Raw genomic sequence first — 12,640 nt, 5'->3', positions numbered from 1 at the left:
TGGAACAGGTTGCAGTATTACACGATTTCGGCTGCTGACGGGCAAAAATTTTCGCTGAGTGGGACGCTGCCGGAACGCAGACGGCCCCGCCGGGCAGACGAGTCTGCAGGCGGGGCCGTGTGCGTGAAAGTAGCTGTTTACCTGTAGCGGATCAGCGAGCGCGAACGGGTCGACCGAATCGACGCGCCGGTTTCACCCGGGCCGCAGCGTCGAGGATGGAGGTGATCTCGACCTGATCCAGAACCTTTTCGCGGACACGGTCGTGCGCAGCGCCGCGTTCCAGTTCCGCCTTGTCGATGGCATGCCAGCCCTCGCGGTCGACGACGTCGGACTGTCGCGCCCGGACCAGACGATCGACTGCGGAGTCGTCGGCGACCGGGTTGGTCAGGCGTCCGTCGTTGAAGTCGTCGACGAGCATCCTGATCGTTTCCTGCGCGCAGGACTTGTTGGTGCCGATGAACCCACTCGGTCCGCGCTTGATCCAACCGGTCGCGTAGACCCCGGTGGCGGGATCTCCGTTCGGAGCTTCGAGGACTCGCCCGTTCTCGTTCGGAATGACCGACGCACGCTCGTCGAACGGGACGCCGGGGATGGGCACTCCGCGGTAGCCGATCGAGGTGAGGACCAAGCCGGTATCGATGGTCTCGGTATCGCCGGTTGCTTCGATCTGCACGGTTCCGTTGGCGTCGACAAGAGCGTTGCGCGCGAACTCGATTCCGCTGACCTGATCGTCGCCGGTGATCGAGGTCGGCGTGAGCAGGTAGCGCAACGTGATGCGCTTGTTGCCGACGTCGACGTGATCGCGGTTCTTCAGGGCTTCGAGGAGACGCAACTTCTGCTCGACGGCATGCGGGAGTTCGCCGCGTTTTGCCAGTTCTTCGGTGGCCGAGTCGAGAACCATGTCGTCGGGTCCGACAGAGAGTTCGATGTCCGGCAGTGCCATCAGGCCGGTGAACTCGGGGACCGTGAACGCGGACTGCGCGATTCCGCGTCGACCCACGATGACAACTTCTTCGACGCGACTCTTCCGCAGAGCGGCGAGTGCGTGAGCGGAGATGTCGGTACCGGCCAACTTCTCGGGATCGGCCGTCAGAATGCGAGCGACGTCGAGCGCGACATTTCCGTTTCCGATGATGACCGCGCGGCGATGTGAGAGGTCGAAGACGTCGTCGGCGTGATCGGGGTGGCCGTTGTACCAGGCTACGAAGTCGGTGGCCGAGGCCGTGCCAGGCAGATCAGCGCCCGGAATGCCGAGACCACGGTCGGACGAAGCGCCGACTGCGTAGAGCACCGCATGGTGATTTTCGAGCAGTTCGCTGTGCGAGATGTGCTTGCCGATCTCGACGTTGAGGTAGAACTCGAAACCCTTTTGTGCGGCGATCTTGTCGAACAAGCGAGTGACCTGCTTGGTCTTCTGATGGTCCGGAGCAACGCCGGCGCGAACCAAGCCGTAAGGCACAGGAAGGCGATCGAAGACGTTGACCTGCACGTCAGGCTGAGTCAGTAACTCGTCCGCGGCGTACATCGCCGACGGTCCGGAACCGACGATCGCAACGCGCAACGGCGGTCGGCCCTTGTCGACGTGGGCTGCCGGGATGACCTTGGCGAGAAGCGGCCTGGGCCGCTCTTCCTTGTAGAAGTCCGCATTGATGGACAGGAAGACTCGCTGCGGGTCGGTCAGCTTCGACTCGGGGACGATGGCGTCGACCGGGCAGGCCGAGACGCATGCGCCGCAGTCGACGCAGGCCTGCGGATCGATGTGCAGCATCTCGGCGGTGAGGAAGTCCGGCTCGTCCGGCGTCGGATGGATGCAGTTGACCGGGCAGGCGTAGACGCACGAGGCGTCGCTGCAACAGGACTGCGTGACTACGTGTGGCATGGCGCTATGAGTCCGATCTCGACTGTCCGGGAGCTACGCGGCGGCGTTGTGCGAGCTGCGGTGAGGTTCGCTACGGAAGCGTGATGCGCGGCCGTCCATCTTGCAGGCCTTCCACACCAGGCGCGAGGCACGGTTCATCAGGCCGGTGTCGGTGGCCAGCATGCGGACGTCACCGAAGTAGTTGCGCAGGGTCTGTCGCGACTCGGGCAGATCCCAGAACAGGTCCTTCTTCACGGACTTCGGGATGTCGAACTGCTTCCAGAAGGACTTCGGCGGGATGACGATGGCGTCACAGAGAATGCGCATGACGATCGGGAACAGCAGCGAGAGGACAAACCGGTTCGGGCGTGACATCAGCGGGATGCGGCGGCTCAGAAGCTTGTGCGCGAACGAGATATGACGCGCTTCCTCGGCTACGTGGATGGCCATGACCGACTGCATGATCGGGTGGATCTGGCCGCCGGCGCGCAGGATGCTCTTCTGAATGTGGTCGATGGGCTCTTCACCGGCGAGGACACCGACGAAGAACAGTTCGGGGAACGGACCCGCAGCGAGGGGGATGAAGGGTGCAAGCATCTTCATCGGACGGCTCATCCCGGGAGCGTCGGCACCGATGCGGTTGACCATCTCCTGGAACATCATCGTGTGGTTGCACTCTTCGACCGACTCGTGCGTGCAGTAGCGCGCCTCGGCCGAATCGTTGGGCAGTGAGAAGACGTACTGCATCATGCCGCGGATCAGGATGTTCTCGAATTGGAGACCGACCTTCGCGACATTGGCCTGGCGCCACATGCCGATTTCGATCTGCCTGGCCTCGGACTGCGACTGGTACCACGGGTGTGCGCCCAGCGGGTCAGTCTCGGCCGGGAGGATCCAGCGGCGATCGTTCGGGACGACGGCAAACTCGGGGGAGTCCCAGTCGATGTCGAGGTACGGGTCGAAGTGCTTGTGCACCGAGCCCTCGGACAGGAGTCGAAGCGTCTCGTTGTACGAGTCGTCGGATGCTTCTCCGCGCTTGTCGAGCGGCGATGTGAGCGTCATGGCGTCTCCTCTTCGTTTCGGTCACCGCTGGTATTTCTCGCGGTGTTCGGTGGAATCGAGGGCCGGTTGTGTGATCGCTGGCACTCGGTCTGGATTTAATGTAACCCGAGGTATCAGGAAAAGCTAGTGGCAGATACTCCTGAATCCCGACGAATTCTTGACACGGCCGAAACGGCGCCATAACTTACTTTTGAGTAATTTCCGCGGTGCGTCCGAAGTGGGCTGTTCAGGGACGGGTTCGCACCGAATCGCACGCGAAGATCGAACCGAGGCCGACGTGATCAGATCGATTCTCAGCAATCTTGCATTGAGTCCGCCGACGCGTCTGCGCTCCCTTGTTCCGTCACGCGGCGTCACGCTCTCCGACAAGACGATCGTTCTGACAGGAGCTTCCTCGGGGATAGGTGAGGCGACAGCTCATCTCTTGGCTCGTCGGGGAGCCGAGATGATCCTGGTCGCGCGCGGTGAGGAAAACCTCGAACACGTACGGGACGAGATTCACCGCAGGGGAGGATGGGCACACATCGTGCCGGCGGACCTCTCCCGCGGTGAAGCCGTTGACGAACTCGCGGAGACGATCGCGGATCGATTCGGGTCGGTCGATATCCTCGTCAACAATGCGGGTCGCTCGATCCGGCGTACCGCGTTGGATTCGGTCGACCGATTCCACGACTACGAGCGCACCATGGCGCTGAACTACTTCGGGCCGACAAGACTGACGTTGCGGCTACTGCCCGCGATGCTCGAGGCGAAGTCCGGACACATCATCAACGTCGGAACCTGGGGAGTCACTGCGGGCGTGATGCCGAGGTTCAGTGCCTATCACGCGTCGAAGTCTGCTCTCAGTGCATTCGGCCGAAGCCTCGGCGCGGAATGTCACGGCACCGGTGTCGATGTCACCACAGTGCAATTCCCACTCATACGAACACCGATGATCGCGCCGACGGCGGATTACGTGAGCCAGCCGGCGCTGACGGCCGATCAAGCTGCATCGTGGATCTTGAGGGCGATCAATACGCGTCCCGTCGAGCTGTATCCGCGGTACGCGGGGCTGTTACGAGCGATTGACGTTGTATCCCCTTCTGCCACTGACGCTCTCGTGCGAAGGGCTGGGATCTGAGGGGTTGGGATTTGAGGGGTTGGGATTTGAGGGGTTGGGATCTGACCAGAAACGTGCACCAGCACCGGGGCATGGTTCGTCCCCGGTGCTGATGTATTCGATTGTCGCGGTTCAGGCTGCTGTGGGTGGGCTGTTCCCGCCGATCGGCTGTTGATACGGATCGATCGACATGGGTGGATAGAACACCGTCTTCCGATCCGGTCCGATCTCGACACGCCACTCGGTGTGGTGCATCGTCCGGTGGTGATGACCACACAACAGAACCAGGTTGTCGAGATCTGTTGGGCCACCATCGTTCCAGTGAACAATATGATGGGCATCGCACCACCCCGACGGAGTCCCGCACCCCGGAAACGCGCACCCGCCATCCCGGACGGCCAGTGCTCGCCTTTGCGGAACCGTCGCTGTTCTCGCTTCCTTGCCGCAGTCGAGCGGAACACCGTTCTCATCCAACAAAATTCGCGTCACGGTGCAGTCGCACGCCAACATCCGCGCGGTATCGATACTGATGGGGCCCACCCAATCCGTCCACGCGAAACCCAGTTCCTGAGTCGACGGCAAGAGGTCTTTCAACGCTTGCAGGTCCGTCATGTCTTTCGCCGACGCAGTCACCGTGATGTGCGGTTTCACCCCGCCCTCGATCGGACCCAACCCCGCCCGCTCGTACCGCCGCAACAATTCGCAGAACCCGTCCGCCCGTCGTAATGCCGGCGTACGGGTGTCCTTCACGCCGTCCTTCTCCGGCGTCGGAGCCGACAGACTCGACAACAACGTGATCAACCGGGCCCCGTTGATCGCATCCAGATCACCCTTCACAGTGACCCGCCCGTACAAGCCTTTCGAGGCGTAGAACTCGTTACGTTCGGAATCCTCGCCGACCGGGACGCCGTCCTCGCGCTTGCCGTACTGCTTCTCGATTCGGCGGATCGCTGCCCGCACTGCATCACAATCGGCGATGTTCTGCGACGCCAGGCCAAGCAGGATCCCGCGGGCCTTGTCCACATCGGCCGGGGTCATGTTCTTCGGTGGATGCTGACAGAACGACGCGACCTGCCGGGCTTTCAACGCATCCACGTCACCACGGTGAAACGCATCGCCCACAACGGGTTCGAGCATCAACAACCGCGCCAACCCGACCAGCAGACTGCACTCACCGATCTCCAGATTCGTCGACCCGTGCAACCACTGCGCGATCGCCCGAAAACCCTTCCCGCCGAGAACGTCCCGGGAAAACATCTCCACGATCAGCAACACCATCCGCGACTGCAACTCGTGCCGGACACGCACCAGATCCAGAACCTCCCCCTTGAGGCCCTCGCCATCCAGCTGCCACGCATCCCGACTGTCCATGCCGAAAGCATAATCGAACAGAGTTTCGAACACAAGAGAATGTGGATCGAAAATTGCTGCTATCAAATCGATTTCGACATTTCGGACAGTCGGTTATAGGCGGGTCGCCGACGAAGTCCACGTGCGCCGACGAGTGCGAGCGCCACCATCAACCCGGAGCACAACAGCATCACGGCAGTCTCGATGAACTGAAATTGCCAGTACCGGCTCTGTGGGTGATAGATCACGGCATAGTGATCGATTCCCTGTTCTCGAAGGCAGTTGTCGACCTCGAGGTCTTGCTGCTTGCGATCGGAATTGTCTGAGCCCCAGCACATTGTGTAATCGGCGTCGATCATGTTGCCATCCGTATCGGCGAAGCCGGCATCGATGACCCACCTCGAGTCGAGATTTTCATACGGCGACGGTGCATATTCCGCTGCACGTGCCAGTCCGTCGATGGGTTGCACTTCAGTGTCGGGGGCCAAGTAATGCTCGCGCATCGTCGCGCTCAGTGCGACGGGCACGATCAAGAACGCGAGAAGAGTCATGACCATCGCGAAGACGGTGTTGCGGATGAGCAATGCGGCTGCGCTGCCGGTAGTCATTGCTAAAAAGGTGTAGGCGCCGACGACGATTCCCGTCGTCTGAAAATTGGGGAACTCCATCAAGGAAAACGAGGTGGCCTCATTTGTTGCCGCCTGTCCCCGGCCAAGCGTCTGAGTCCAGCCGAGCACCAGGCCCAGGACTGCCATCGCAAGGGTGATGGGAACGAAGACCACCAGGACCCGCAAGAAATACCATCGAACAAGGCTGGTGGACTCGAGAAAATCGAGGTTTTCGGGACCCTGCTCGAAGTCTCGGGCGAATGTGGTGACGCCGACCAGCATTCCTGAGGCGAACGGTAGTAGGAGTACGAGAAGCGTCGTCAAAGTGAGAGCGGTGTCGGCACGGCAACTGCCACCTCCGTCGTACCAGCGTGAGCAGATGTCGCCGAAGTCCCAACTCTCGCCCGAACGCTGAACGAACCAGCCTGAAAGTGCGGCTGTCAGGATCAGGAGGAATATCATCGCCAGTGACCATACGATCTGCCCTCGGCATTGCCGCCAGGTCGCGTAGATCATCGGCGAATGCAGCTCGGTGAAGTGTGGATGCGTTCCATGATGAAACGATACCGTTCATTCTGTAATGGGCCTGCCACGCGGAACCGCCAGATTTCGACATTTTGTGTAGGACTTAAGTACGAGTTCACCTATGAGTAAATCTTCTAATATCCTACTTAAGGTGGGATCTTTGAAATAAAGCGCAAAAACTGGCACATGTTCTAGGATTTTGTCTACGGTTACATCCACATCGTGATCGCTCGGCCCCAGATCCCGCAATACGGGCGACGGATAATAGTACCGACGACATGCGAATGTCCGTTGCGAAGGAGTGGGAAATGTTAGTTCCGTTCTTGCAGGCGATTCTGAATTTCGCCTACGGGTCAATCGATGCCGGTGGAGTCGTCATCGACGGACTCGTCGGAATCTCGAGCGAATAGGAGGATGTGAGATGAATTCATCTGATCTGGGTTCGGTTTCGGCGCTCTTGCCCATGATGCTGACTGCTTTCAAGTCCATCATCACAATGCCTTTCGCGCTCTCCGTGGACTTCGGCCTCGACGTCCCGTTCAATCCGTTCAAATAGATTAGGGAGGGCGAAAATGGGTTCCTTGGAAGATGTTTTTGGTCTTTTCACCGGGTCACTGTCAGCGATCCACGTCAGCTTCTTCGAGATGCTGACTGCATTGTCGAGCGACGGGTGGGTGCAGGGATGACCTTCCGATCCGGCAACTCGCAGCTTAAGGAGGTGAGTATCTGATGCTTTTTTCTTTCTTGAGTAATGCTCTGGGTTCGCTTCGAGATGTCAGCGGCTTGGCAGTGATGGGAAGCATGATGATTCCCTCGTTCAGCGCGGAATGACATTGCAATACGGGTCGCTTCGTCGATAGTCGACGCGGCGACCCGTATTTTCTTTTCGATATGGATTGTAAAAGCCGATACCCCGGACTTGCTCCGAGGTATCGGCCTGAGGTCAGAGGCAGAAGAAACTGAGGGAACTGATTGCCGCGTTCTGCTCGAGTTGGCCGGCATCTCCGACGTTGCCGGCGGCGACTGACAGATCTTGAAGGGAGAGAATAGCGTCCATTGTCATTTCCTTTGTTGATCGGCGTTCTTGCCGATGGATTTGATCGATCGAGTTTGCTTGCGGTGTTGATTTAATTCCAGGTTTTTCGCCTGGTACTTCTGTGCTCCAATCTGCCGTGGGTGATAACTTCCGAACAATTAGGCGATGTGGCAGTTCGACGCGCACATCAGTGGAAACGACTGTCGGGCAGTTGCCGATCCGGTATATCGGAGCAACGCCAGTATTCCTGCAGATCCGGTTGCCCAGTCTGTTGAGAGTCTCAGGTTCTGTTCACCTGGAAAGTGCAGGCCTCCTGCGTGATTGAGGCTGTGCAAGCCCAGAAGCTGAAACTGCTGTGCAAGCGTCTGTTCACAATCGGCGCCGGCGTATGGAGTCTTGGAGAGTTCGCTGAGAAACAGCATCAGCCCGGCTCGCCCGTTGAGTAGTCCGGCTTGGGCAGTGAATTCGACTGTGGCGGCCCGGGATATCGCACGCACCGCAGCTGCGTAACGCGGTTCGTCGACATGGCGCAGAAGTTGTAGAAGTACCAGGCCCACACCGACAGACCCGGATCCGAGATACGGCATCGTCCGGCGCTCCTCTCTCAGCTGCATCGACCCGTCAGGGCACATCGACATCACAGACAGATCGATGTCGACGAGCTGGCGTGCGTGTTCCAGCGATCGAGGATCACCACTCAGTTCGTAGTGGCGAGTCCAGAACAGTGCTTGTCCGCTCGGTCCCCGCATCAGCCCACCTCGGCCGGCCACTGCCCAAGGTGTTCCGCCGGCGTCGCGGACATGCAAGCGAGCAGCTGAAATTCGTTCGCGCAGAGTCTCGGTCACGACAGCGAGAGTGGGTGACACAGTCGGTCGTGAAACCGATTCCTCGAGTAGGAGGCAACCGATTCCGGAAAGGCCGCTGAAAAGGCTGGAGTCGATGTCGTCGAGTGGGGCTCGACGCAAAGTCTCGACCCACCTGTCGGCTGTCGAATGTCGCCCGTGATGCCGAAAGGTATGCACCGCACCCGCGAGCCCGTCGAAGAAGCCGAACTTTGGTTGAGTATCCGAATCAACTTGATGTTCAGTCCATTCCAGAACTGACTCCAAGGTGTCTGCGGGAAGTACATCGGCGAGCAGGTTTCCGCACGAGCCGTGAGCAATGCCGTAGCCGTTCACCTCGAACTGGGCGATGTCGCCGGGAAAGAGTCGATCAGCGCGGGCGAGATCAAGCGAGGCGAGGATGCCGCAGCGCAATAGAGCGGCCGTGCGTTGCAAGGTTTCGTTCGACGACGTGTCCCAACGATGCGGGCGATTCTTCGGCGCCGGCGCCTGTACGTCGAGCATCGAATAGAGCGAGGCACCGAAGGCGCGGGGAAGATCGAATCGAGACACCGCATAGTCGATGAGTTCGGGAATCTTGTTGCGATCGAGAGGGAACAATGTAGTAAGTGGAACAAAGAGTCCCAGCTCGATGCAGCCCAACGAGTATCGATCCGCCGCGATTCCTGTCAACTGTCGAGGTGCTGTGCATCCGGGGGCTCCGGTGGACCGGGGCGGATGCTCGTCGATGTTGTGGGCCATCTCGAAGTCGATGATCCGAATACCGGACGGTGAGCACATGACGTTGCCAGGGTGAAGATCGGCATGAACGATTCCGGCGTTGTGGAAGCTCTCGACTGCGGTAGTCAACTGTTGTGCAATGTCGAGTGCCCAGGTTCTGTATTCCGTTCGGGAACTGAGTGTCTGGTCCGCGCGTATCAGTGGGTGGCGGAGCGCAACTTCCTGATTCAGGGGAGTGCCGGCAGCGCGCTCGGTGACAAGGAAGTGGTGTCCCTCGCGCTCGAACAACCTGATCGCAGAAGGTGCGTACGGGTTGTCGGCAAGGTGGGTCAACTTGTCGTACTCGTTACGGATGCGGTCGATTGCGTACCGGCCGTTGGCGTCCGGGGCGGTAAAGGGACGGCCTTCTTTGATGACCAGATCGATGCCGGCGTCGTCGAACGCGGAGTAGATCCCCCCGCTGTTGCTGAAGTGCAGGGCTTCATTGATCGAATAGGGGAATTCGTCATGTGATTTCAGCTTGTCTTGCTGCGCGCGAACGAAGTCCGGGATTTGTACCCAGTCCGGAGTTCTGAAGGAAGTGCCGCGCACATCGGGTTCGAGCGATCCGTCAGGACGCCGAATTGCGGGGACGCGATCGCCGAATGAATCGTAGATCTGCATGGGCAGATACGCGCCGTACCGTAAGTAGAGCGGTCCCCGGTTCCATCGCACATCGCTGAGGATGTACGGCCCGTCGGCACCGGTGACAAGCTTGTCCAGTTCGGTGATGACACGTTGTGTGGCAACACCATCCGCCGGATAGATCGTGATGAATTTTCCGCTGGAAGTTCGATTGGCCTGCTTGCTGTTGGACAACATCAGGTCTGCTGCCGTCCGAAGAAATTTGAACGGCACATGATTGTGACCGCAATACACGGAAACGGTATCGAGCAGCTCCTGCGCGTTGGCTTGGGTAGCGGAGCAGTGAATCTTCCATCCTTGTTCTGGCAGCAGACCGTCGGGCGGTTGGAAGTAGTTCCACGGTCCACTTTGGGGACCGCGCCGCCAGAGCGACCAATCCACCGACTTCGCGGGGATAAAGTGCTGGTCAGTTGATGTATCTGGTCGGGTGACCGTTCTGATTCGGTCGTAGAAATGCGGGTCGGCACGCGTGAAGGCAACGTATCGCAGGTCCACGCCAAACCTCCCAGTCAGTCCCCCTGCGGTTGTCATCGATTGGTGCCACGCCCCGAATCCCCTGTGGCTTGGATTGCTTGTGGCGGAAGGTTATCCGATTCCGGACATTTCGGGCGAAGATTGAAAACCTATCATTCGAAAGTACTAATGAATGGCGTGGGCCAGGCGAGGTCACTGATCGCCCAGCTTTTAGTCGGCCACATTTGTTTCGAGTTCGGAGGCCCCCTCTTGACGAGAGGATCAAGTCGGTGGTAGTTCTTTAGCGAGCGCTAAGTCAGGGTGCTCCCTCGATCTCGGTCCGGTACCCGGCGCCACGAAACTCGGGTGCCGGACCGCCCCAGCAATGCACGTCCTCGAAGGGAACGAAGATGACCAAGGCAGTGATCGTCGATGTAGTCCGGATCGCGTCCGGCAAGGGAAAGCCGGGCGGAGCACTGTCCGGGACGCACCCTGTCGAACTGATGGCCCACGTTCTGCGTTCCATCACCTCGCGAAACGGCCTCGACCCCGCCCTGGTGGACGACGTGATCGGCGGTTGCGTCGGCCAGGCCGGTGAGCAGGCGCTCAACATCACCCGCAGCGCGGTCCTTTCGGCAGGGTTCCCCGAGTCGGTACCCGCCACCACGATTGATCGCCAGTGCGGATCAAGTCAGCAAGCTGCGCACTTTGCGGCGCAGGGCGTGATCGCCGGGGCCTACGACATCGTGATCGCGGCAGGCGTCGAATCCATGAGTCGTGTCCCGATGGGTACCACGACGATGGGGAAGGACGCTTCCGGTCCGGGCGTCGCGGCTCGCTACCCCGAAGGCCTGGTCAACCAGGGAATCTCTGCAGAATTGATCGCCGCCAAGTGGAAGCTTGACCGCGACGCTCTCGACGCATTCTCCGCGCAGTCCCACCAGCGGGCAGCAGAGGCAGCGGCGAAGGGGCTCTTCGACAAGGAGATTCTGCCGATCTCGGTGACCAACGCCGCCGGTGAGACCGTCTCGCATATCGTCGACGAGACGGTTCGCGCGTCTACTACCGCCGAGGGACTCGCCGGTTTGAAGCCGTCGTTCTACTCGGAGAAGTACGCGCAGCGCTTCCCCGAGGCGCAGTGGTCGATCACTCCCGGTAACTCGTCGCCGCTCACCGACGGCGCGTCCGCAGCACTGATCATGAGCGAAGAAATGGCGTCGAAGCTGGGGCTGACGCCGCGAGCTCGTTTCCATTCCTTCTCCGTTGCGGGCGATGACCCGATCTTCATGCTCACCGCACCCATCCCAGCCACCCACAAGGTGCTCGCTCGCGCGGGTCTGAGCATCGACGACATCGACACCTACGAGGTCAACGAAGCCTTCGCTCCCGTACCGCTCGCCTGGGCTCACGAGTTCGGCGCCGACCCGGCAAAGCTCAACCCGTGGGGCGGCGCGATTGCACTCGGCCATGCCCTGGGGTCCTCGGGTACTCGCCTGCTGACCACGATGGTCAACCACCTCGAGGCCACCGGCGGACGCTACGGATTGCAGACCATGTGCGAGGGCGCCGGCATGGCCAACGCCACAATCATCGAACGCATCTGAAACACATAACCTTTCGAAAGGAACTCTCATGATCGTCAACGACAGCGTCGCCGTCGTCACCGGTGGAGCATCCGGCCTCGGCCTGGCCACCACCAAAGCCCTTCTTGCCGACGGCGCCAGCGTCGTCATCATCGACCTTCCGTCGTCCAACGGTGAAGCCATCGCCAAGGAACTTGGCGACCGGGTCCGCTTCGCGGCGGCAGACGTCACCGACGAGGCTGCGGTCACCGCGGCACTCGACGTGGCCGAATCCCTCGGACCCCTGCGCGTGGCAGTCAACTGCGCCGGAATCGGCAACGCAGTCAAGACGGTCAGCAAGAAGGGCGCTTTCCCGCTCGACGCGTTCAAGAAGCTCATCGACGTCAATCTGATCGGCACCTTCAACGTCCTTCGTCTTGCTGCGGAACGTATTTCGAAGACCGAGCCGATCGACGGTGAACGCGGTGTCATCATCAACACCGCTTCGGTCGCAGCGTATGACGGCCAGATCGGGCAGGCTGCGTACTCCGCGTCGAAGGGCGGCGTCGTCGGTATGACGCTTCCCATCGCCCGTGACCTCGCGTCGCTGCTGATCCGCGTCAACACCATTGCACCAGGCTTGTTCAAGACCCCGTTGCTGGCCGGACTGCCCGAAGCAGCCCAGGCGTCGTTGGGTCAGCAGGTGCCTCACCCCTCTCGCCTGGGTGATCCCAGCGAGTACGGCGCGCTTGCTGCGCACATCGTTTCCAACCCCATGCTCAATGGTGAGACGATCCGCCTCGACGGTGCAATCCGTATGGCACCGCGGTAATTTCGGCTA

General features: G+C 60.3%; 9 protein-coding genes. 4 read left to right on the top strand and 5 right to left on the bottom strand.

Going from position 1 to position 12,640, the window contains the following annotated elements; translation table 11 throughout:
- Positions 1 to 151: 151 nt before the first annotated feature.
- Together KTR60_RS27010 and KTR60_RS27005 are read right to left on the bottom strand one after the other, a co-directional pair.
- A complete protein-coding gene (locus KTR60_RS27010) occupies positions 152 to 1,879 on the bottom strand; it encodes an FAD-dependent oxidoreductase (RefSeq protein WP_064113617.1) in 1,728 nt (575 codons plus the stop codon).
- Between the two features lie 33 nt (positions 1,880 to 1,912).
- Entirely contained in the window at positions 1,913 to 2,920 is a 1,008-nt protein-coding gene (locus KTR60_RS27005; protein ID WP_003943163.1) for an AurF N-oxygenase family protein, read from the bottom strand.
- A 277-nt stretch (positions 2,921 to 3,197) separates the two neighbouring features.
- Here KTR60_RS27005 and KTR60_RS27000 point away from each other — a divergent pair, with 277 nt between their 5' ends.
- Positions 3,198 to 4,040, top strand: coding sequence for an SDR family oxidoreductase (locus KTR60_RS27000; protein WP_073512519.1), 843 nt, complete (start codon positions 3,198 to 3,200; stop codon positions 4,038 to 4,040).
- Positions 4,041 to 4,151: 111 nt separating this feature from the next.
- On the opposite strand, the gene KTR60_RS26995 is transcribed toward KTR60_RS27000, so the two are convergent.
- Positions 4,152 to 5,390, bottom strand: coding sequence for an HNH endonuclease signature motif containing protein (locus tag KTR60_RS26995; protein ID WP_151098393.1), 1,239 nt, complete (start codon positions 5,388 to 5,390; stop codon positions 4,152 to 4,154).
- Positions 5,391 to 5,452: 62 nt separating this feature from the next.
- Complete coding sequence (locus tag KTR60_RS26990) at positions 5,453 to 6,439, bottom strand: hypothetical protein (protein ID WP_125052265.1); 987 nt, start codon at positions 6,437 to 6,439, stop codon at positions 5,453 to 5,455.
- Positions 6,440 to 6,923: 484 nt separating this feature from the next.
- Between KTR60_RS26990 and KTR60_RS29235 the strand changes: the two genes are divergently transcribed.
- On the top strand, positions 6,924 to 7,058 hold the full coding sequence (locus KTR60_RS29235) for a hypothetical protein (RefSeq protein WP_256082940.1): 135 nt from the start codon (positions 6,924 to 6,926) through the stop codon (positions 7,056 to 7,058).
- A gap of 638 nt (positions 7,059 to 7,696) precedes the next feature.
- On the opposite strand, the gene lanKC is transcribed toward KTR60_RS29235, so the two are convergent.
- Positions 7,697 to 10,279, bottom strand: coding sequence for a class III lanthionine synthetase LanKC (gene lanKC / locus KTR60_RS26985; protein ID WP_228401448.1), 2,583 nt, complete (start codon positions 10,277 to 10,279; stop codon positions 7,697 to 7,699).
- A 368-nt stretch (positions 10,280 to 10,647) separates the two neighbouring features.
- Between lanKC and KTR60_RS26980 the strand changes: the two genes are divergently transcribed.
- Both KTR60_RS26980 and KTR60_RS26975 read left to right on the top strand, forming a co-directional pair.
- Positions 10,648 to 11,841 (top strand): thiolase family protein, encoded by a 1,194-nt coding sequence (locus KTR60_RS26980; RefSeq protein WP_030536138.1) that lies wholly within the window; start codon positions 10,648 to 10,650, stop codon positions 11,839 to 11,841.
- 28 nt (positions 11,842 to 11,869) lie between these two features.
- The gene (locus KTR60_RS26975; protein ID WP_228401447.1) at positions 11,870 to 12,631 is read left to right on the top strand and encodes a 3-hydroxyacyl-CoA dehydrogenase; all 762 of its coding nucleotides are present in this window, start codon (positions 11,870 to 11,872) and stop codon (positions 12,629 to 12,631) included.
- The last annotated feature ends 9 nt before the right edge of the window (positions 12,632 to 12,640 follow it).

It is taken from the genome of Rhodococcus sp. C1 (assembly GCF_020809065.1).
Taxonomy (GTDB): Bacteria; Actinomycetota; Actinomycetes; order Mycobacteriales; family Mycobacteriaceae; genus Rhodococcus_F; species Rhodococcus_F qingshengii.
This window is presented reverse-complemented; position numbering and strand designations above follow the sequence as displayed.

Coding starts and splice junctions, on each gene's coding strand:
- KTR60_RS26980 (WP_030536138.1), top strand. CDS start 10,648: ATGACCAAGGCAGTGATCGTCGATGTAGTCCGGATCGCGTCCGGCAAG.
- KTR60_RS26995 (WP_151098393.1), bottom strand. CDS start 5,390: ATGGACAGTCGGGATGCGTGGCAGCTGGATGGCGAGGGCCTCAAGGGG.
- KTR60_RS26975 (WP_228401447.1), top strand. CDS start 11,870: ATGATCGTCAACGACAGCGTCGCCGTCGTCACCGGTGGAGCATCCGGC.
- KTR60_RS27005 (WP_003943163.1), bottom strand. CDS start 2,920: ATGACGCTCACATCGCCGCTCGACAAGCGCGGAGAAGCATCCGACGAC.
- KTR60_RS29235 (WP_256082940.1), top strand. CDS start 6,924: ATGAATTCATCTGATCTGGGTTCGGTTTCGGCGCTCTTGCCCATGATG.
- KTR60_RS26990 (WP_125052265.1), bottom strand. CDS start 6,439: ATGATATTCCTCCTGATCCTGACAGCCGCACTTTCAGGCTGGTTCGTT.
- KTR60_RS27010 (WP_064113617.1), bottom strand. CDS start 1,879: ATGCCACACGTAGTCACGCAGTCCTGTTGCAGCGACGCCTCGTGCGTC.